Source organism: Streptomyces klenkii, assembly GCF_003626645.1.
GTDB lineage: Bacteria > Actinomycetota > Actinomycetes > Streptomycetales > Streptomycetaceae > Streptomyces > Streptomyces klenkii.
In genome coordinates this window covers 481,009-501,310 of record NZ_RBAM01000006.1, presented here as the reverse complement: position 1 = coordinate 501,310, position 20,302 = coordinate 481,009, and the positions used below count along the sequence as shown (strand labels likewise).

At 73.1% G+C, this 20,302-nt stretch carries 18 protein-coding genes and 1 tRNA gene; 13 read left to right on the top strand and 6 right to left on the bottom strand.

Annotation, left to right across the window (positions count from 1 at the left end):
• Nucleotides 1-27 precede the first annotated feature (27 nt).
• Genes D7231_RS17455 through D7231_RS17420 form a run of 8 tightly spaced genes read left to right on the top strand, consistent with a single transcriptional unit; the run spans nucleotide 28 to nucleotide 8,251 of the window.
• Nucleotides 28-279 carry an acyl carrier protein gene (locus D7231_RS17455; protein WP_120756370.1) on the top strand — a complete coding sequence of 84 codons (252 nt, stop codon included), beginning with the start codon at nucleotides 28-30 and terminating at the stop codon, nucleotides 277-279.
• Nucleotides 279-1,502, top strand: a complete 1,224-nt coding sequence (locus D7231_RS17450) for a beta-ketoacyl-[acyl-carrier-protein] synthase family protein (RefSeq protein ID WP_120756369.1) — start codon at nucleotides 279-281, stop codon at nucleotides 1,500-1,502. Before D7231_RS17455 ends, D7231_RS17450 begins: the two co-directional genes overlap by 1 nt.
• Entirely contained in the window at nucleotides 1,499-2,383 is an 885-nt protein-coding gene (locus tag D7231_RS17445; protein ID WP_120756368.1) for an SDR family oxidoreductase, read from the top strand. The genes D7231_RS17450 and D7231_RS17445 overlap by 4 nt, the downstream gene beginning before the upstream one ends.
• Nucleotides 2,380-3,441, top strand: a complete 1,062-nt coding sequence (locus tag D7231_RS17440; RefSeq protein ID WP_120756367.1) for an AfsA-related hotdog domain-containing protein — start codon at nucleotides 2,380-2,382, stop codon at nucleotides 3,439-3,441. The genes D7231_RS17445 and D7231_RS17440 overlap by 4 nt, the downstream gene beginning before the upstream one ends.
• On the top strand, nucleotides 3,438-4,439 hold the full coding sequence (locus D7231_RS17435) for a beta-ketoacyl-ACP synthase III (protein ID WP_120756366.1): 1,002 nt from the start codon (nucleotides 3,438-3,440) through the stop codon (nucleotides 4,437-4,439). The genes D7231_RS17440 and D7231_RS17435 overlap by 4 nt, the downstream gene beginning before the upstream one ends.
• Entirely contained in the window at nucleotides 4,427-5,932 is a 1,506-nt protein-coding gene (locus D7231_RS17430) for a coproporphyrinogen-III oxidase family protein (RefSeq protein ID WP_120756365.1), read from the top strand. Before D7231_RS17435 ends, D7231_RS17430 begins: the two co-directional genes overlap by 13 nt.
• Before the next feature lie 5 nt (nucleotides 5,933-5,937).
• Complete coding sequence (locus tag D7231_RS17425; RefSeq protein WP_147449752.1) at nucleotides 5,938-6,903, top strand: alpha/beta hydrolase family protein; 966 nt, start codon at nucleotides 5,938-5,940, stop codon at nucleotides 6,901-6,903.
• Nucleotides 6,893-8,251, top strand: a complete 1,359-nt coding sequence (locus D7231_RS17420) for an FAD-dependent oxidoreductase (RefSeq protein ID WP_120756363.1) — start codon at nucleotides 6,893-6,895, stop codon at nucleotides 8,249-8,251. The genes D7231_RS17425 and D7231_RS17420 overlap by 11 nt, the downstream gene beginning before the upstream one ends.
• Here D7231_RS17420 and D7231_RS17415 read toward each other — a convergent pair.
• The 4 genes from D7231_RS17415 to D7231_RS17400 all read right to left on the bottom strand — a co-directional run bounded on the left by D7231_RS17415 (nucleotide 8,223) and on the right by D7231_RS17400 (nucleotide 12,679).
• Entirely contained in the window at nucleotides 8,223-8,882 is a 660-nt protein-coding gene (locus tag D7231_RS17415) for a 4'-phosphopantetheinyl transferase family protein (RefSeq protein WP_120756362.1), read from the bottom strand. The genes D7231_RS17420 and D7231_RS17415 overlap by 29 nt on opposite strands.
• A gap of 40 nt (nucleotides 8,883-8,922) precedes the next feature.
• The gene (locus tag D7231_RS17410) at nucleotides 8,923-10,980 is read right to left on the bottom strand and encodes a phosphocholine-specific phospholipase C (protein WP_120756361.1); all 2,058 of its coding nucleotides are present in this window, start codon (nucleotides 10,978-10,980) and stop codon (nucleotides 8,923-8,925) included.
• A 184-nt stretch (nucleotides 10,981-11,164) separates the two neighbouring features.
• Nucleotides 11,165-11,629: a hypothetical protein gene (locus D7231_RS17405; protein WP_120756360.1), complete on the bottom strand. Its 465-nt coding sequence runs from the start codon at nucleotides 11,627-11,629 to the stop codon at nucleotides 11,165-11,167.
• Between the two features lie 60 nt (nucleotides 11,630-11,689).
• A complete protein-coding gene (locus D7231_RS17400) occupies nucleotides 11,690-12,679 on the bottom strand; it encodes a CapA family protein (RefSeq protein WP_120756359.1) in 990 nt (329 codons plus the stop codon).
• A 119-nt stretch (nucleotides 12,680-12,798) separates the two neighbouring features.
• Between D7231_RS17400 and polX the strand changes: the two genes are divergently transcribed.
• From polX to D7231_RS17385, 3 genes are all read left to right on the top strand, one after another.
• Complete coding sequence (polX, locus tag D7231_RS17395; RefSeq protein WP_120756358.1) at nucleotides 12,799-14,523, top strand: DNA polymerase/3'-5' exonuclease PolX; 1,725 nt, start codon at nucleotides 12,799-12,801, stop codon at nucleotides 14,521-14,523.
• A 121-nt stretch (nucleotides 14,524-14,644) separates the two neighbouring features.
• On the top strand, nucleotides 14,645-15,052 hold the full coding sequence (locus D7231_RS17390) for a septal ring lytic transglycosylase RlpA family protein (protein WP_120756357.1): 408 nt from the start codon (nucleotides 14,645-14,647) through the stop codon (nucleotides 15,050-15,052).
• Between the two features lie 10 nt (nucleotides 15,053-15,062).
• Nucleotides 15,063-15,136, top strand: a tRNA-Lys gene (locus D7231_RS17385).
• A 59-nt stretch (nucleotides 15,137-15,195) separates the two neighbouring features.
• On the opposite strand, the gene D7231_RS17380 is transcribed toward D7231_RS17385, so the two are convergent.
• Nucleotides 15,196-16,182 (bottom strand): trypsin-like serine peptidase, encoded by a 987-nt coding sequence (locus D7231_RS17380; protein ID WP_120756356.1) that lies wholly within the window; start codon nucleotides 16,180-16,182, stop codon nucleotides 15,196-15,198.
• Nucleotides 16,183-16,403: 221 nt separating this feature from the next.
• Between D7231_RS17380 and D7231_RS17375 the strand changes: the two genes are divergently transcribed.
• Entirely contained in the window at nucleotides 16,404-18,380 is a 1,977-nt protein-coding gene (locus D7231_RS17375) for an ABC transporter ATP-binding protein (RefSeq protein ID WP_120756355.1), read from the top strand.
• Nucleotides 18,381-18,466: 86 nt separating this feature from the next.
• Entirely contained in the window at nucleotides 18,467-19,690 is a 1,224-nt protein-coding gene (locus D7231_RS17370) for a serine hydrolase domain-containing protein (RefSeq protein WP_199739391.1), read from the top strand.
• Nucleotides 19,691-19,708: 18 nt separating this feature from the next.
• On the opposite strand, the gene D7231_RS17365 is transcribed toward D7231_RS17370, so the two are convergent.
• On the bottom strand, nucleotides 19,709-20,239 hold the full coding sequence (locus D7231_RS17365; RefSeq protein ID WP_120756432.1) for a TerD family protein: 531 nt from the start codon (nucleotides 20,237-20,239) through the stop codon (nucleotides 19,709-19,711).
• Nucleotides 20,240-20,302: the final 63 nt, after the last annotated feature.

The window sequence follows — 20,302 nt, the reverse complement described above, 5'->3', positions numbered from 1 at the left end:
GTGCGAAAGCGAATCGGAGAGTTCCGTATGACCACTGCGCCCGACCGCGCCTCCCTGACGGCATTCGTCACCGCATCTCTGGCCGATTTCGGCGCGGAAGAGGACCTCATCACTCCGGATGCCACATTCGAGGATCTGGAGATCGACTCCCTCGACCTCGTGGAACTCGGCCAGGCCGTGAAGCGCCGTTTCGGCATACAGGTGCGCCCCAAGGACATGGACGGCGTCAAGACCGTCGGAGAGGCCCTCGACGCCATCTTCCGCACCGCGGGCATCTGATGGCCGCTCGCGCCGTGGCCGTCACCGGGGCGGGCGCGGTCACCTCCCTCGGCACCGGCGCCGGCCCGCTCCACCAACGGGCCGCGGCCGGCGAGAGCGCCTTCGCCGGGGGAGAGGGCCGCTGCACGGACTTCGACCCCGTCCCCGCCCTTTCACGGCGCGAGGCGCGCCGCACCGACCGGTTCTGCCAGTTCGCCCTGGTCGCCGCCGAGGAGGCGCTGACCGGGGCCGGCTGGAGCGGCGGACTCCCCTACGAGCCCGAGCGCGTGGCCTGCCTCGTCGGCTCGGGCGTCGGCGGCCTGGAGACCTTCGAGATCCAGCAGACCGTCCTGGCCGCCGACGGCCCCGAGGCCGTCTCCCCGCTCATGGTCCCGATGATGATGGCCAACGCCGCGGCCGCCCAGATCGCCCTGCGCCACGGACTGCGCGGCGAGAGCCACTGCGTGATCGCCGCCTGCTCCGCCGGCGCCCAGGCCATCGGCGCCGGGCTGCGCCTGATCCGGTCCGGCGAGGCGGACGCGGTCGTGGTGGGCGGCGCCGAGGCCGCGACCTCGCCCATCGTCCGCGCCGCCTTCCTCAACGCCGGCGCCCTCTCGCCGACCGGCGACTCCGTGCCGTTCGACCGCGGCCGCGACGGCTTCCGGCTGGGCGAAGGCGCCGGCATCCTCGTCCTGGAGGACGCCGAGGCCGCCCGCGAGCGCGGCGCGCCCGTCCTCGCCGAACTCGCCGGGTACGCCGCCACCACCGACGCCCACCACCTCACGGCGCCCGACCCGGCCGGCGAGAGCGCCGCCCGGGCCGTCCGCGGCGCCCTCGCGGACGCCGGCATCACCCCCGCGGACCTGCACTACATCAACGCCCACGGCACCGGCACCGTCCTCAACGACCGGGCCGAGGCGGCCGCGCTCCGCCGCAGCCTCGGCGACGCCCTCGCCGGCATCCCGCTCTCCTCCACCAAGTCCTCCGTCGGGCACCTGCTGGGCGCGGCCGGCGCCGTGGAGGCGGTCGCCACCGTCATGGCCCTGCACCACCGGACCGCCCCGCCGACCGTGGGCCTGCGCGACCCCGACCCGGAGCTCGGCGCGCTCGACCACGTCACCACCGCCCGCCCCCTCACGGCACCCGGGCCGGGCCCGCTGACCGCGCTGTCCACCTCCTTCGGCTTCGGCGGCCATAACGCCGTCCTCGTCCTGCGGGCGGCCTCCGGCGGGAGGGCGGCGTGATCCGGCTCCCCGGCCGGCGCTACGTGGTCACCGGCGTCCTCACCAGCGACTCCATCGCCTGGCACATCGCCAGGGAACTCCAGCTGGCGGGCGCCGACGTGCTCCTGACGGGCCACGGCCGCAGCCGCCGGATCACCGAACTCGCCGCAGCCGACCTGCCGAAGCCCGCCGAGGTGCTCTACCTCGACGCGACCCGCCCCGCCGACTTCACCGCCCTGGCCGCGGCAGTGGAGGAGCGCTGGCCCGCGCTCGACGGCGCCGTCCACGCCATCGCGGGCGCCCCGCCCGGCGCGCTCGGCGGCGCCTTCCTCACCACGCCGCCCGAGAGCGCCGAGGCGGCCTTCCGCACCAGCGCGGCCTCCCTCCACGCCCTGGTCACCGCACTCGCCCCGCTCCTGCACCGCGGCGCCGGGCACGGCAGCGTCGTCGGCCTCGACTTCGACGGCTCCCGCGCCTGGCCCGGCTACGACTGGATGGGCGTGGCCAAGGCCGCCCTGGAGTCCGTGTGCCGCTACCTCGCCCTCTACCTCGGCCCCCGGGGCACCCGCGTCAACCTCGTGGCGACCGGGCCCGTCGACACCGTCTCCGGCCGCGGCGTCGCCACCTTCGACGCGCTCGACGCCCACTGGGCCCGCAACGCGCCCCTGGGCTGGGACAGCGCCACGGCGGCGGCCGACGTGGTGCCCGGCCCGGTGCTGTTCCTGCTCTCCGAGCTGGCCCGCGGCATCACCGGCGAAGTGCTCCACGCGGACGGCGGAATGCGGGCCGCCGGTATGGGGATGCCCCCAGGCATGGGGCTTCCTGCTGGTAAGGAGCTGCCCGCCGATGCAAGGCAGCCTGCCGATACGGGACTTCCCGCCGGCGGACGGAGGCCGATGTGAACACCGGAACGACGAGCCCTGCCGGGGCCGCTCCCGCACTGACCGCCGACCGGACCGTCCACCGCAGCCTCGTCCACAAGCGCGCCGTGGAACAGGTCCTGACCACGGCCGTCGCGGAGAGCGGCGGACGCCTCCTCGGCACGGCCCAGCTGCCCCGGCTGCACCGCCACTACAACGACACCTCCGCCCCGTACCACGACCTCCTCCTCGTCGCGGAGGCCGCGCGCCAGACCGTCGAGGCCATCGTCCACGAACTGCTGCACGTGCCCCTCGACCGCCGCTTCGTGATCGGCGACCTGGGCATCGCCTTCACGGGCCTGGACGCGGTCCGCACCGGCCCCGCCCCCGCCGACCTCCTCGTCGAGCTGGACATCGACCGGCTGCGCCGCCGCCGCGACGGCTCCGTGCGCAGCCTGCGCGGCACCGCGGCCTGCCGCATCGACGGCCGAGACGCCGCCCTCTTCACCGGAACCCTGCGCTTCCTGGAGGGCGACTCCTACGACGACCTGCGCGCCGGCAGCACCGGGACCGCGGCCCCCGGCGCCGGGGAGGCGCCGCCGCGGTGCGACCCCTCCGCCGTGGGCCGCACGGACCCCCGCAACGTCGTCATCGGCGGCCTGCGCACCGAGCAATCCGGGGAAGGCGAGCGGCCCCGAGCGACCGAAGCCGCCAACGAAACCGCCGCCGACTTCGTGGCCGACGTCGTGGCCGACCCGCAGGACCCCGTGTTCTACGACCACCCCCTCGACCACCTCCCCGGCATGCTGCTGATGGAGGCCGCCCGGCAGACCGCCCTGGCCGCCTGCGCGCGCACCCGTTCCGTACCGGCCGGCGCCCTCCTCGCGACCGCCTGCCGGGCGCGGTTCCTGGCCTTCGCCGAGCAGTCCGCACCCGTCCGCTGCCGGGCCCGCCCCACCGCCCCCGGCACGGTCGCCGTGACGGTGGAACAGCGCGGGGAACCCGCCGCCGAGCTGGAGATCACGATCGAGGCCGTACCGGGCTCGGAGCTCCTGGCCCGTGCGCCCACGCCCACCGCCCCTCCCGGGGGCGCGCGATGACGACCGCCACGATCGCCGGCGTCGGCGCGGCCCTGCCCGCCACCGTCCTCGGCAACGACCACTTCACCCCCCTCGGCACCTCGCACGAGTGGATCGTCAAGCGCACCGGCATCCACAGCCGCCGCCGGCTGGGCCCGGGCGAATCACTGACCGGCCTGGCCGAGCGGGCCTGCCGGGAAGCGCTCGCCGACGCCGGGCGCGACGCCCGCGACGTCGACCACGTGGTGGTCGCCACCATCACTCCCGACCGCATCACCCCGGGCATCGCCCCCGGGCTCGCCACCCGCCTCGGCGCACCCCACCCGCCCGCGCTGGACCTCAACGCCGCCTGCGCCGGCTTCCTCTACGCCCTGGACCACGCCTGCGCACAGATCGAGTCCGGCCGGGCCCGCTGCGTCCTGGTGTGCGCCGCCGAGGCGCTCTCCCGCATCACCGACACCACCGACCGCTCCACCGCCGTCCTCTTCGGCGACGCGGCCGGCGCCGTCGTCGTCACCCCCGCCGGTCCGGGCGCCGGCGAGCGGCCCGCCTTCCGCCTCGGCTCGGACGGCCGCCACGAGGACCTGCTGTACACCGACCCGGACGACCGCCTGCTGCGCATGAGCGGCCGCGAGGTCTACGAGTTCGCCGTCGCCACCATGGCCGAGCAGACCCGCGCCGTCCTCACCGGCTGCGGCCTCACCCTCGCCGACGTCGGGCTCTTCATCGGCCACCAGGCGAACGCACGGATCCTGCACGCCGTCGCCGCGGAGCTCGGCGTCCCGCCGTCCCGCACCGAGATCAGCATCGAGAACGTGGGCAACACCTCGTCGGCGTCCATCCCCTTCGCCCTGCGGCAGGCCAGGAACCGCGGCCGCCTGCACCCCGGCGACCGGATCGTGATGGCGGCGGTCGGCGCCGGCTTCGTCTGGGGAGCCGGCGTCATCCGCTGGCGGGCGCCGTCCCCGGCACACCCCGAGCACGCACCGCACGAGCAGGAGGAACCGTGTCACCGCTGACCGCGCACCAGGAGCCGTACTACCTGGGGGACAACGCCTCGCGCCCCGTCCCCTTCGACGGCGTCATGACCGTCTCGCACTACATCATGCCGAACTTCGCCACGATGGACTGGCACCAGGTCCCGCGCGAGAAGGTCGTCGAGAACATCCGCAGCCTGACCGACCCGGGCGGCAACCTGAACGACCGGATCATGATGTACATCCACGTGCCGTACTGCAAGTCGTTCTGCCACTACTGCAACTTCAACCGGTACCACTACCCGAAGCAGGACTCCGAGCGGCTGGAGCGCTACACCGACTACCTCATCAAGGAGATCGACTGGTACATGCGCCAGCCCTACGTGCAGGCGCGCGAGTTCACCGGCATCTACATAGGAGGCGGCAGCCCGTCCACCCTCCCGGTGACCGCCGTCGAGCGGCTGAGCGCCCACCTCCGCAAGGTCGTCCCGAACTTCGACGGCATCGAGAAGTCCTTCACCGGCGAGCCCCGCACCCTGCGCCGCCCCGGGCTCCTCGACGTCCTCAAGGACCACGGCTGGGACCGCATCACCTTCGGCATCGAGACCCTCAACGCCAAGATCCATCGCAAGATCGGCCGCCTGGACACCCGCGACGACGTCGACGCGGTCTTCAACCGCATGCGCGACCTCGACTACAAGGCCGACACCTGCGTCGACATGATGTACGACCTGCCCGGCCAGACCCTGGAGGGCTTCCAGGCCGAACTCGCCGAGCTCCTCGACTGCTACGACCCGGCCGAGATCGACCTGTTCACCACCATCTACCTGCCCTACCGCCCCCTGCACAAGCTCATCATGGACGGCAGGGTCGAACAGCCCGGCAGCCCCTGGCAGCTGCTCTCCATGCGCGAGCACCTCTACGACACGCTCAGCGCGGCCGGCTACCACAACACCATCGCCGAGACCTGGTCCAAGCGCCCCGAGCGCTCCCAGTACCAGACCGCGCACTGCGCCCGGCAGGACATCATCGGCGTCGGCTGCGCCGCCCGCGGCAACCTCCGCGACATGGTGTCGATCAACCCGGAGAAGGTCGACCAGTGGCAGGCCAACGTCGACGAACAGGGCGCCTCCACCGAGACCCTCCAGTCCATCGGCCCCGACGGCGTCCTCGACCGGATCATGGTGATGTTCCCCCGCTACAAGTCCCTCGACAAGGCGCTGCTGAACAGCTACGCCGACCGGGTCGGCGAAGCCGCCCTCGCCCGCGTGCAGCACGTCATCGACGGACACCTGGCGGCGGGCGTCATCGACGAGCACGACGACCGCTACACCGTCAACAAGCTCGGCGTCATCTGGCACGGCAACCTCCAGACCGACTACCTGCGCCACACCCTCAACACCAAGGGCGAGGTGCTGATGAACCACCTCACCGAGTCCCGCGCGGACTTCGACAACGAGGACCGCTTCGAGGTGACGCCCGAGACCGTCTACATCAAGGAGCATGACGCCGAGTACCCGAGGCTGATGAAGTAGTGCCCATGAAACAGCCCCCCGAGCCGCCGCCGGTCCTCGCCCGGATCGAGCCCGCGGACGGCGTCACCCTCGTCGCCCGCGTGCTCGAGCACCCGGAACCGGGCCGGCCGGTGGCCGTGGTCCTGCCCGCCATGGGCGCCGCCGCCCGCTTCTACCTGCCGTTCGCCCGCGCCCTGCACAAAGAGGGCCTCACGGTCGTCACGGCCGACCTGCGCGGGCAGGGCGAGGCGACCCCGGCGGCGGCCCGGGGCGTCCGGTTCGGCTACCGCGAGCTGGCCGAGGAGGACCTGCCCGCCCTCGTCGCGGCCGTCCGCTCCGCCCTCCCGGGCCGCCCGCTCGTCCTCGTCGGCCACAGCCTCGGCGGACAGCTGGCCCTGCTGTACGCGGCGGCCGGCCGCGAGCCCGTCGACGCGGTCGTCCTGGTCGCCGCCGGATCCGTCTGGTACCGCAGCTTCGGCGGCCTGCGCGGGCTGCGCAACCTCGCCGCCGGCCAGCTCTTCGCCGCCCTGGCCACCGCCCTGGGCTACTGGCCCGGCGAGCGCCTCGGCTTCGGCGGCACCCAGGCGACCGGCGTCATGCGCGACTGGGCCCGCCAGGGACGCACCGGCCGCTACCGCGTCACCGGCAGCACCACCGACTACGAGCGGGCCCTCGGCACGCTCGGCCTGCCGCTGCTCGCCATCGGCGTGGACAACGACACCCTCGCCCCGCCCGGCTCGCGCGAACACCTGCTGTCCAAAGCGCCCCGGGCCGCACTGGACCGCTGGCAGTACACCACGGACGCCGCCGGCGGAAAGCGCATCGACCACTTCCGCTGGGTCCGCCACAACGCGGCGCTGTGCGCACACCTCGCGCAGTGGGTGCTCAAAGCCACCGCCGCACCGGAGGACACCGGGGCGTTGAAAGACACCGCCGCACCACCACAGAAGGACGGGCCGCAACCGGGAAAGGACGGGCCGCATGACGCCTGACGACAACAGCGCCCCGGCGCCCGCCGAGCCCACCGCCCCCCGCGTGATCGTCGTGGGCGGCGGCTGGTCGGGCATCGCCGCCGCCTGGAACCTGCACCGCGCAGGCGCCCGCCCCGTCCTCCTCGACGAACAGCCCACCCTCGGCGGCCGCTCCGCAGCCGCCCCGCTCGGCTCGCGCACCGTGACCCTCGGCGGCAAGAACATCGGCCGCAAGTACGCCTCCTTCCGCGCGTTCGCCGCCGCGATGGGCGCCCGCGACGCCGACTGGGAGCACTTCGGCATCAACTCCTCCCGGATCGAGAACGGCCGCGTCCGCACCGTCGACAGCACCAGCCGGGCCGCTAGCCTGACCGGCCTGCTGGCCGGCGTCCCCCCGCGCGACCTGGTCAGGATCCTGCGCCTCGCCCGCTACGTCCGCGCCGACCGCGCCAACGCCTTCCTCGCCGGCCCCGAGTTCGACCGCCTCGCCGCCCGCACCGGCGACCCCGCCCTCTCGGCGTACTTCGGGCCCGTCCTGCAAGAGCGGCTGCTGCGCCCGGCCGTCGTCCGCATGAACGGCGCCGAGCCCGACGAGACCCACCTGGGCACCTTCGGCACCAACCTCGGCATGCTCCTCGACAGCTTCGACCAGCTCACCGGCGGCTTCGACGGCATCCTCGACCGGTTCGCGGACACCGTCGAGACCCGCACCCGCACCCGCGTCACGGGGCTCGCCGTCGAGGGCGGCCGCGTCACCGGCGTCCACACCGCCACCGGCGGCGAGGCCTCCGAGCTCGCGGCCGACGCCGTCGTCCTCGCCCTGCCCGCCCCCGCGGCTGCGGCGCTGCTGCGGCCCCACCACCCGCAGCAGGCCCGGCTGCTGGGCCGCGTACGGTACTTCCCCGTCACCGTCGTCGTCGCCGCGTACGACCGGCCGGTCTTCGACGAGCGCGTCCGCGCCCTGACCTTCCCGCCCGGCAGCCCCCTGAGCAACGCGGGCGCGTACGGGGTGGGGGACCGGCACCTCGTCCGCTACACCTTCAGCGGCCGGGCGGCCCGCGCCCTGCCCCACGGCCGGGACGACCTGACCGCCCTCGCCGAGAAGGAGCTCGGCGCCCACGTCGACCTCTCGGCCCCGCGCCGCACCGCCGCCGTGTCCGCCCGCTGGGAGCACGGCCTGTGCGCCTACTCCGCCTTCCACTCCACGACGCTCAAGGCCCTCGCCGAACTCGCCGCGGACCTGCCCGGACTGGCCCTGACCGGCGACTACGTACGGGGCGCGTCCGTCGAAGCGTGCTTCCGGGGCGCGTACGCGTGCACGGACGACCTCGTCCGCACGCTCATGCCCGGCCCGCGCCCCCTGACATGACCACCACCCGGGCGGCGGGCGCCCGGACGGCCACCGCCGCCCGGTAGCCGTCCGGCGCCCCCAGATCGCGCACCGTCCACAGCCCCACCGGGCCCAGCGCGGCAGGCAGCGCCAGCACGGCCGGCTCGCCGGGCCGCGCGCCCGGACCCGTCACGACCTCGGCGAGGGAGCCCGGGAAGCCGCGCCCCCAGGCCTTCAGCACGGCCTCCTTACGGGTCCACAACCGGGCGAACTCGTACGCCTCCCGCCCCGGAGCCGCCTCCCGCCACGCGGCGGACTCCGCGGGAGCCAGGCACTCCGCGGCGAGCTCGGACAGGTGCGGCCGGGGAACGACGCGCTCCACGTCGACGCCCACCGGGCCGCCCGCGCACACGGCCAGCACCACAGCACCGCCCGAGTGGCTGTAGCTCACGTACAGGCCCGGGTCGTGGGCGAGCCGCGGCTTCCCGGCCCGGCTCCGCTCCCACCGCACCCCCGCGGCAGGGGCCCGGAGCCGCTCGGCGAGCCGGTCGCCGGCCCACGCCCGGGCCTCCGCACGCAGCCGCCGCTTGCCGGCCGTGTCCCGGGGAACGTCCGCGCCGGTGCGCAGCACCACGGCCCACACCGTGACGAGCACACCGCGCGGCTCCACCCCGTCCTCCGCCTTTCCGCGTCCTGCTACGCCGTGCCTGCTACGCCGCGCGGATCGCGGGGTCGCTCACCCCGGTCCCGCCGGTCTCGACGTGCCCCGCGAAGCGGCGCAGGTACGTGCCGTCCGTGTCGGAGACGACGGTCAGGTCGTACCAGCGCTTGCTGCGGTGCAGGTCCACAGCATGGACCAGTTGCCCTCCCGCGGGCACCTGGAAGGTCTGCTTCCCCCCGCTGTAGGCGTCGGTGACGGTCAGCTTGCAGGCCTTGGCGCCCGCGTTCGTCATCGTCAGCGTGAGCCCGCCGGTGCGGCCGTTGTGACGGGCGGTCACCTCCGGGCCCGCGGCCTTGCCCGGCCCGCGGAAGGTGCGCAGGAAGCCGTTCGGGCCGAACACCGACAGGTCGTACGTGCCCTTGGAGTAGGCGGTGTTCCAGGTGTCCGAGAGCTGCCGGCCGGCGCCCGCCGTGTACGTCCACGGGCCGTCCGTCCGGTTGCCCGAGGTGACGGTGAAGCACACGCCGGCCTTGTCGCCGCCGCCGAACGTGAGCGTGAACCGCCCGGTGGACGGGGTCGCGGAGCCGTCCACCAGCGGCGCGTACGGCAGCGGGCGGGTGGGCCGCGAGCCCTTCTCCTGCACGGGAAGGGAGGGGGCCGCGGGCGGCTTCGGCACGTAGTCGGGGTGGCGCTTGCGGTCCGGCGGCTCGTAGGCCGCGGTGTCCGGCAGGGAGGCCGGGTGCGGGTCGCGGAGGCCGAAGTCGAAGGCCGACGTGAGGTCGCCGCAGATCGCGCGGCGCCACGGCGAGATGTTGGGCTCGCGCACGCCGAAGCGCTGCTCCATGAAGCGGATGACCGAGGTGTGGTCGAAGACCTCCGAGCACACGAAGCCGCCGGTGCTCCACGGCGAGACCACGAGCATGGGCACGCGCTGCCCCAGCCCGTAGGGGCCCGCGCCGTAGCGGGCGTTGCCGCCGAAGACGTCGAGAGAGGCATCCACCGTGGAGGCGCCCCGGTCGGCGCCGGCGGGCGGGAACGGCGGCAGGACGTGGTCGAAGTAGCCGTCGTTCTCGTCGTACGTGATGAACAGGGCCGTCCTGCTCCACACCTCGGGGTTCGAGGTGAGCGCGTCCAGCACCTGGGCGATGTACCAGGCGCCGTAGTTGACCGGCCAGTTCGGGTGCTCGGAGAAGGCCTCCGGCGCGGCGATCCAGGAGATCTGCGGCAGCTTGCCCGCCTTGACGTCCGCCTTGAGGACGTCGAAGTAGCCGCCGCCCTTCTTCACGTTCGTGCCGGTGCGGGCCTTCTCGTAGAGGGGCTCACCGGGCTTGGCGTTGCGGAAGTTGTTGAAGTAGAGGAGCGAGTTGTCGCCGTAGTTGCCGCGGTACGCGTCCTCGATCCAGCCCCAGGAGCCCGCCTTGTCGAGGCCGTCGCCCTCGTCCTGGTAGATCTTCCAGGAGACGCCGGCCTTCTCCAGCCGCTCCGGGTACGTCGTCCAGTCGTAGCCCGCCTCCTCGTTGCCGAGGACGGGGCCGCCGCCCTTGCCGTCGTTGCCGGTGTGCCCCGTCCACATGTAGTAGCGGTTGGGGTCGGTGGCCCCGATGAACGAGCAGTGGTACGCGTCGCACACGGTGAACGCGTCGGCCAGCGCGTAGTGGAACGGGATGTCCTTGCGCGTCAGGTAGGCCATCGTGCCGGTGCCCTTGGCGGGCAGCCACTGGTCGTACCGGCCCTGGTTCCAGGCCTTGTGGCCGCCCTGCCAGTCGTGGTTGAGGCCCGCGATGAACTGCATGCCGAGGTTCTCGGCGTCCGGGTGGTAGGGCGGCACCTCCTTGGAACCGTCCGACTGGTACCACACCGGCTTGCCGCTGGGCAGGGACACCGGGCGCGGGTCGCCGAAGCCGCGCACGCCCTTCAGGGTGCCGAAGTAGTGGTCGAAGGAACGATTCTCCTGCATCAGGACGACGATGTGCTCGACGTCCTGGATGGTGCCGGCACGGCGGCGGGCGGGGATGGCTGCGGCGCGCTCGATGCTGCCCGACAGGGCCGCGAAGCCCGCGGTCGCGCCGGCGATCTGGAGAAACCGCCGCCGGTTGAGTTCTGGCATGTGTGTGAGGACCTCTTGGGAGTCGGGACGAGAACCGGTAGTTCCAAGAGCAGCGAGCGCCGGGGAAGGGGCCGTGTCGCCGGCGTGACGGAGGGCGGTACGCGAGGCGAACGTAGCGGACGGGGGCCGAGAAAGGGAGGGGTGGGGCGGGATGGGCGCGTGCGGCCGGCCCCGCGGCCCGGCCTCAGTGCCAGCGGCCCCGCGTCCGGTCGTAGGACAGTGTCCGGCCCTCGCAGGAGCCCAGGTCCAGCTCCAGGAGCTGCTGGTACGCGGCCACCGGCAGGTCCGCGTCGATGACGATCCGGGCGCCCGAGCGCTCGTCCTCCAGCAGGAGCGGCGGCGGCACGGGAGGCGCGGCCGGCACGGGAGGTTCGCCGCGGGAGTGGCGCAACGCGCCGCCGAGCACCCGCTTCAGCGCCGTGCAGGCGTCCTGGGCGAGGATCTGCCCGACGTTCTGGAGGAAGCCGCTGAGCGGCAGCACGACGAGGACCAGCCAGGTGAGCGCCTCGCTCCGGAGGGCGTCCAGCGTCGCGCTGTACGGGGTGACTCCCAGCCCCGTCAGGCCGTCGGTCAGCGCCGCGCGCTGCTCCTCAGCGGTCTCGGCGGTGAAGTAGACGCGGGCGGCCAGCGGGGGCGGGGGAGCGCTCACCCGCCCGATGGTAGGGCGCGGGCTCCGGCGGAAGCAGGAACTCTGCCAAGTCGCTCCGCGTCACTCCGCCCCGCGCCACTCCACCACGAGACGGCCGTCCTCCTCCGTCACCTCCGTACCGAAGGCGGCGCAGGCCTCGCGGAACCTGCGGGCGATCCACCGGGCTTCGGCCGCGTCCGCGAGCCGCGTGCGGCAGAAGTCGAGCGCCAGCGGCACCGCCTCCACGCGGACGGGGCGGGCGCCGTCGAAAGTGACGAGGAAGAGCAGGCCCAGGTCGTTGCGGAGCTCGTCGTCCGTCGCGTAGTCGTCGACGAAGTCCCCGAGGTCGTAGAGCACCCGGTCCGCGACCCCGTGGAAGACGTGTGCGGAGTGCCCGGCGACGAGGGTGGCGCCCGCGGCGAGGAACTCCTGCGCGGCGCGGCGGATGTACGCGGCGGGCCCCCGGGTCATGTTCGGGCCCCAGTGCGGGGTGACGAGCGTGACGTCCGCGGCGTCTGTGGCGTCAGTGGCATCCGTGGCGAGGCCCGTGATGGTCCGGAGCAGCCAGGCCGGGGCGCCGGTCTCCAAGTCCACGTGGGCGACGCCCGGCCGGTCCGGGCCCGCGGCGAAGTCGCGCGGGTGGTCGGTGACCCCGACGACGCCCAGCCGCAGCCCGCCGCGCTCGACGACCGCGGGCCGCCGCGCGGCCTCCCCGTCCCGGCCGGCCCCGGTCCAGGCGATTCCCGCGTCGGCGAGGTGGCGGACGGTGTCGAGCAGGGCCTCGGGCCCGTAGTCCAGGGCGTGGTTGTTGGCCAGGTTCACGCAGGTCACCCCGAGGTGCTGGAGGGCCCGCACGGCCACGGGCGGCGCCCGGAAGAAGAACGGCTTGAACGGGTCCCGCCACCGCTCGCCGCGCGCGGAGACCGCGCACTCCAGGTTGAGGACGAAGACGTCGGCCTCGCGCGCGACGGCCACCACGCCGTCGTCGAACAGGCTCTCCGGCGGGTCGGTGGCGAGCCGCCGGGCGACCTCCCGGCCCAGCATGGTGTCACCGGCGAGTGCGAGTTTCACGGTTCAACCACCTCCCGCGGGCCCGGCCGCGCCCCCTGTCTCTCCTGCTCCCCATTGTAGAAATAGTGGTATTTCCTGAGGAATGTGTGGGCTGGGGCCTCAGGGGGAACAGCAGACCCATGGCCCGGCCCAACGAAGAGGTCGAGGCGCTGCTACAGGAGTACGCCGACCTCGTCACCATCTCCGGCGGCGACGCCTACAAGGCGCGCGCCTACGAGAAGGCCGCCCGCGCGATCGGCGGCCACCACGCCGACGTCTCCCGCCTCGACCTCAAGGGCCTCCTCGACATCCCCGGCGTCGGCAAGTCCATCGCCGAGAAGGTCCTCGAATACCTGAGCACCGGCCGCGTCTCCATGATCGAAGAGGCCCGGACGGTCATCCCCGCCGGCGTGCGCGAGCTGATCTCCATCCCCATGCTCGGCCCCAAGAAGGCCATGGTCCTCTACGAGGAACTGCACATCTCCTCCGTCGACCAGCTCCTCGACGCCCTCCACGAGCACAAGCTCCGCGACCTCAAGGGCTTCGGCGCCCGCACCGAGGAGAACATCCTGCACGGCATCGCGCTGTTGCAGCAGGCCGGCGGCCGCATCCTCATCGACGCCGCCACGGACGCCGCCGAACAGATCACCGCCGAGCTCTCCGGCGTGGCCGGGTGCGAGCGGTGCGCCTACGCCGGATCGCTGCGCCGGATGCGCGAGACCATCGGCGACGTCGACATCCTCGTCGCCGCCGACCGCTCCGCCCCGCTGATGGAGGCCTTCACCGCGCTCCCGGTCACCGCCGAGGTCATCGCCCACGGCGAGAAGAAGACCTCCATCCGCACGACGAAGGGCCTCCAAGTCGACCTGCGCGTCCTGCCGCCGGACGCGTGGGGAGCGGGCCTGCTGTACTTCACCGGCTCCAAAGCGCACAACATCCGCATCCGCGAGCTCGCCGTCCGCCACAAGTACAAGCTGTCCGAGTACGGCCTCTTCCACGTCAAGAGCGGCAAGAAGATCGTCTCGGCGACCGAGGAGGAGATCTACGCCCGCCTCGGCCTGCCCTGGATCCCGCCCACCCTGCGGGAGGACCGCGGCGAGATCGCCGCCGGGCTGCGCGACGAGCTGCCGGAGCTCGTGACCGAGGACGACATCCGCGGCGACCTGCACACCCACACCGACCTCACGGACGGCGTCGCCCCGCTGGAGGAGATGGTCGCCGCCGCGGCCCGCCGGGGCTACACGTACTACGCCGTCACGGACCACGCCCCGAACCTGTACATGCAGCGCATGACGGACGCCAAGATCCTCGCCCAGCGGGAGCAGGTCCGGGCCCTGGACGGCAAGCACCGGCGGATGCGGCTCCTGCACGGCACGGAGCTGAACATCGGCCCCGGCGGCGACCTGGACTGGCCGGACGACTTCCTGGCCGGCTTCGACCTGTGCGTGGCCTCCGTCCACTCCCACTTCAACCAGAGCCGCGAGGAACTGACCCGCCGGCTGATCCGCGCCTGCGAGAACCCGCACGTGGCGGTCATCGGCCACCCCACCACCCGTCAGATCGGCAAGCGCCCCGGCATCGACGCCGACTTCGACGCGGTCTTCGAGGCCTGCGCCCGCACCGGCACGGCCCTGGAGATCAACTCCCACCCGCAGCGGCTGGACCTGTGCGACGAGGACGTCCTGCGCGCCAAGCGCTACGGCGTGAAGTTTGCGATCAGCACGGACGCCCACTCGGTGACCCACCTGCCGTACATGCGCTACGGCGTGGGCACGGCCCAGCGCGGCTGGCTGACGAAGGACGACGTCATCAACACCTGGCCCTTGCAGAAACTACGCCGCTTCCTGCGCCCGGGAACCCACTGATTCGCGCTCCACCACTGTGGGGCCCCTGCGGCCGATCGGCTGTTCCGGTGCGTGGTGAGGAGTGGAATCCGCCGGGAACGGTCACGATTCACCACACCCGCGAGCGGCAGGAGCGCAGGCCATGACGCACCCCCGGTCGCCCGGCCGCGCGACGGCCGTTGTCGCGCTGGCCGCGGCCCTGGCCCCCTCGGCCGCCCTGCCGGCCCGCGCCGACGGCGGCGGGGCTCCGCGCAGCTGCATCGCGTCGTGGTACGGCGCGCCGGAGGAGCAGCTCGACGGCTGGCCCACCGCCAGCGGCGAGCCGTTCGACCCGGAGGCGATGACGGCCGCGAGCCGCGACCTGCCGTTCGGTACCCGCGTACGCGTCACGAACGCCGGGACGGGCGACTCGGTCCTGGTGCGGATTAACGACAGGGGGCCGCGGGACGTGCGCCGCTGCATCGACCTGACCCGGGGAGCCTTCGGCGAGATCGCCGCCCTCAGAGCGGGACTCCTACGGGTGAACCTGACACCTTCACTCGTAAGGTAGTATTTCTTTCGCGCCGCTAGCTCAGTTGGTTAGAGCGGCTGACTCTTAATCAGCAGGTCCGGGGTTCGAGTCCCTGGTGGCGCACTGGAGAGCAGGGCCTCCGCCGGACGGCGGGGGCCCTGTCCGCTGTCCGGGTGCACCCGTCAGCTCGTCTGCGCCTGTTCGTAGAGGGCCTTGACCTCGTCGCCGAAGTACGGGCCGAACATCGTGTTCGGCAGGAACGTGTACCCGAAGCTGTTCACCGACGCTTGCAGGCCGGTGCCGGTGGCCTCGTCGAACGACGCGAACCAGGGGCCGCCGCTGGAGCCGCCGGTCATGTTGCAGCTCAGCCCGTGGTCCTTGGTGAGCAGGAAGTCCTTGGTGGAGTTCCCGCTGCAGTGGATGAGCTTGGTGCCGTCGTACGGGGCCGCCGCGGGGAACCCGAAGGAGTACATGGGCTTGTTGTAGGGGCCGTTGAACTGCACGCCCTGACCGCCCACGGTGTCGCCGAGCCGCTTGCCGCCGAGCGGGGCGACGACCGCGATGCCGACGTCGTAGTTCATGTCTTCGCTTGCCACCCACTGGGGCGTGGAGAGCGTCTTGGTGGCGGCCCAGGTGCCGTAGGGCGTCTGACCGTCGTGGTAGCCGGGGACGAAGGTCCAGTTGGTGTGCCAGTTGCCCTGGTACTTGACGCAGTGCCCGGCCGTGATCACGGTGCTGCCGTTGCTGCTGGTGACGGCGTCGCCCGAGCAGGAGGCGTTGCGGCCCTGCATGGTGAAGAACACCCGGCCCGAGGTCTTCACGACGGCGCCTCCGCCGGTCCACGGCCCGCCCTGCTGCGGGAAGGCGGCGGGGGACCCGGCTGCCGGGGCGGTGGCGGCGACCGTACGGACCTCACCCCGGGCGACCGGCGCGGCGGGCGCGCCGGGGGCCGCGGCGGGCAGGTCGAGCGGTGCGGCGGCGCGCATCCGCTCGGGGGTCCAGTAGTCGCTGACGGCCTGCCGGTCCGCGGGTGCGGCGGCCGCGGTGTGCACGGCGGGCGCCGCGGCCCGGCCCGGGGCGGTTCCGGCCGCCGCGGCCTGCGTGCCCGCGGTGACCAGGGCGCAGGCGGCCAGCAGCACACCTGCGGTCGTACGTCGGGATCGTCTCACTCGTACTCCTTCCACATGCTCGTTCCGCGTGCTCCTTCTGCGGTACGGATAAGGCGAGTTGACGGCGAGCGGACGGACTGGGGGTGCGTGGGCAGGGTGCCACGAGAACCCGACTATTGACAGGGGCGCGTCAAGCGTGAGGCGCCGACGATGCATGACGGGGAGTCAGAAGGACCCCGTTCGAGTGGATTAAGGGCGTTCACCCGTATCGCGTGCGCGCCATGCGCCATCGTGCACACGATCACCTTCGGAAACCAGGCCGTCACCACCCGCGACCAAGGGGATTCACGTTGTCCGCCGAAACCACCGAGACCTCCGAGGTACACGAGGAATTACGCTTCCGCTCCCCGACCCTGACCGCCTTCCAGAAGAGCCCGCTCACCGCCCGCGCGATGGGCCGGCGCCTGCCCCGGCTCGTCCGCAAGGCACTCGGCCTCGCCTGGCACGTGGACAGACGCGCCGTCCTGGCCCTCCTCGCCTGCCAGCTGCTGTCCGGCGCCTTCGAGGCCTTCGGCCTGCTCGCCACCAGCAGCACCATCACGGCCCTCATCACCTCGGGCCACATGCAGGACCGGCTCATGGACGCCCTGCCCTCCATCTGCCTCCTCGCCGGCGCCGCCGGGACCCGGGCCCTGCTCGCCATCGCCGTCAGCAACATCTCCAGCCGGCTGGCACCCCGCATCTCCCGCGAAGCCGAGCTGCACATGCTCGACGCGGCCATCAACGCCGAGCTCGCGGCCTACGACCACCCCGGCTTCAACGACAAGCGCGAGGCCGCGGACCGCGGCGCCGACGTCGCCCAGGACCTGCTGACCGAGTCCCAGGACCTCATGGCCTGCCTCGCCTCGCTCGTCGCCGCCGCCGGCGTGGTCACGCTCCTGCACCCGGCCCTGCTGCCGCTCCTGCTGCTCGCCACCCTCCCCCAGGGCATCGCGAGCGTGAAGGCCGCGCGCGTCCACTACCAGACCTCCCGCGCGCTGAGCGCGGACCGCCGGGTGCTCAGCCACCTGCGCTGGCACGTCACCGACAAGGTCTTCGCCGACCAGCTGCGCTCGGGCACCATGGCCGGCTTCCTTCTCGGCCGCTACCGCTCCATCAGCGACCGCATCCACACCGCCACCGACCTGGCCGTCCACCAGGGCGCCCGGTACGCCCTCGCGGGCGCCGTGGCCGGCGGGATCGCCTCCGGCCTGGTCTGGGCGGCACTGGCCCTCCTGCTCGGCACGGGACACATGTCGCTCGCCTCGGCCGGCACGGCGGTCTTCGCCCTGCGCTCGGTCGGCTCGTCCCTGCGGGGCATGGTCAGCTACGGCGCGCGCCTGTTCCGCACCGGTCTCTACCTCGACGACTGGGCCGAGTTCATCGACGAGGCCGGCGGCCACCGGATGCGGCGCGGCACGCTCGCACCCCCGTCCCCCCTGGCTGTCCGGGCCGAGTCCCTCACCTTCTGCTATCCCGGCTCGGAACGCCCGGCGCTGCACGACGTCAGCCTGGAGGTGCGGCGCGGCGAGGTGCTGGCCCTGGTGGGGGAGAACGGCTCGGGCAAGACCACCCTCAGCAAGCTCCTGGCCGGGCTGTACCTGCCCACCGGCGGCAAGGTCACGTGGGACGGCGCCGGCACGGGCGAGTTCGACCCGCAGGCGCTGTGGCGGCAGACCGCCGTCGTCCCGCAGGACTTCGCCCGCTGGCCCCTGTCCGCCCGCGACAACATCACCCTCGGGCAGGCCCGCGAAGGGGACGGCGCCGTCCACGAAGCCGCCGCGCACGCCGGCGCCGACGAAGTCGTCAAGGAGCTCCGCAGCGGGCTCGACACCCTCCTCGCCCGCGAGTGGTTCGGCGGCGTGGAGCTCTCCGGCGGCCAGTGGCAGCGCATCGCCATCGCCCGCGCCTTCTACCGCCCGGCCGGCCTGCTCGTCATGGACGAACCCACCAGCGCCCTGGACGCCCGGGCCGAGCACCGCATCTTCGCGGGGCTGCGCAAGGTCGCCCAGGAGCGGGCCGTCGTCCTCGTCACCCACCGCCTGGCCAACGTGGCCGTCGCCGACCGCATCGTGGTCCTCGACCACGGGCGCGTCATCCAGCGGGGCACCTTCGCCGAACTGGTCGAGGCACCCGGCCTCTTCCGGGAGCTGTGGGCCCTGCAAGCCGACCGCGGCGTTCCCGCGGCGCACGAGGAGGCGGGCCGCGCCGTGCTCTGACCGCGCCCTGTTCGCGCACACACCGCATCCCGCCTCCGATCCGTATCCGTACCGCATCCGCCGACCCCGTAAGAAGGAGGGCTGTCATGACGAAGCGTCCGACGAAGCGTCCGCTGAAGGCGGTCCGTGCGGCGAGAGCCGCACTGGCTGCGCTCCTGACCGCCGCCGCGGTGGCAGGGGCCGCCCTGACGGCTCCCGCTCCGGCAGGCGCCGCCACCCAAGCCCTCCCCGCCGGGCCCGCCGCGCGCGGCAGCGGGCACGAACACACCCAGGCCGCCCTGGACGCCGCCGTCAAGGCCGGCGTCCCCGGCGTCATCGCCCTCGCCCGCGGCCCGCGCGGCACCTGGCACGGCACCGCGGGCGTCGCCGACCTGCACACCCACCGCCCCAGGCTGTCCGGAGAGCACTTCCGTGCCGGCAGCATCGTCAAGCCCTTCATCTCGACCGTCATCCTCCAACTGGAGGCCGAGCACCGGCTCACACTGGGCGACACCGTCGAGAAGTGGCTGCCGGGCCTGGTGCGCGGGCACGGCAACGACGGCCGCAGGATCACCCTGCGCCAGCTCCTCAACCACACCAGCGGGCTCTACGACTACACCGGCGACCCGGAAATCCTGCGGAACCTCACCACCACCGCGTTCCTCCAGCACCGCTACGACAACTGGACGCCCGAACAGATCGTGCGGACCGCGACGGCCCACGCCCCGGACTTCCCACCGGGCACCCGCTACTCCTACAGCCCCACCGGCTACGTCCTCGCCGCCCTCGTGATGGAGAAGGCGACCGGCCGGTCCTACGAGGAGGAGGTGGAGCGCCGCATCATCAGGCCGCTCGGCCTGCGCTCCACCCGCCTGCCGGGCCACGAGCGCACGCTCCCGGCCCCCGCAGGACGCGGCTACACCCGGTTCACCGACGACCCGGACCACAAGATGTACGACGTCACCGACCTCGACCCGTCCCTGATCCGGGGTACGGGCGACCTGGTCACCAGCCCCGCCGACCTCGACCGCTTCCTCACCGCCCTGCTGCGGGGCAGGCTGCTGCCGCCGGCCCAGCAGCGGGAGCTGAAGTCGACCGTCCCGACCGGCGAGGACCCGGGCGTGGAATACGGCCTGGGGCTGTTCCACTTCACGCTCTGCGGCATCGAACTGTGGGGGCACACCGGCTTCTTCATCGGCACGCAGAGCGTCGCCTACATCTCCGCGGACACCCGGCGCAGCCTCGTCTACAACTTCAACACCGACGCCCTGGGCGACACCAGTGCCGCCGGTGACGTGATCAAAGCGGAGTTCTGCCCGGCCGTGAAGTAGCCGGGCAGAACTCCGGGGTCACGCGCCGCCCATCACCGCGGCGAACTCCTCCGGATCCGCGTCGAATCCCCGGACGGCGCGGTGGCACTCCCACACGCCCCTGCTGTCGCGGACGAACTCCACCACCGTCGCCGCCGTGGCCCCGGCGACACCGGCGAAGTCGTCCACGACCAGCTCGGTGTAGCCCTCCACGACCCGCACCCCGGTGTTCGGCACGTCCCCGAAGGTCTTGCGCCCGCCGTTCTGCTGGATGGCCACCCCCACGACGACCCGCGTGTACGAGGGCGAGAGCCGGTCGAGCTCCAGCGTCATGACCTCGTCGGCGCCGAAGCCCGCGCCCGTGCGGCTGTCACGGTTGAGGTTGATGGTGCCGTCGGGCGACAGCCGGCTGTCGAAGTGCACGAGATAGGCGGCCTTTCCGTGCGGGGCCTCCGCGTTGTACGTCCCCGCGATGATGTCGAGGTCGTTGTCGGGCATCCCCATTGGGCTCGGATCCCACTTCAGCGACACCTGCACCTTGCCCAGCCCCTTGCTGAGGCTGCCGCTCATCTCCTTGTTGAGTCCGCTCACCGGACGTCCCCTCCCGTTCCTTCGTCCTCGTGCTCCTCCACC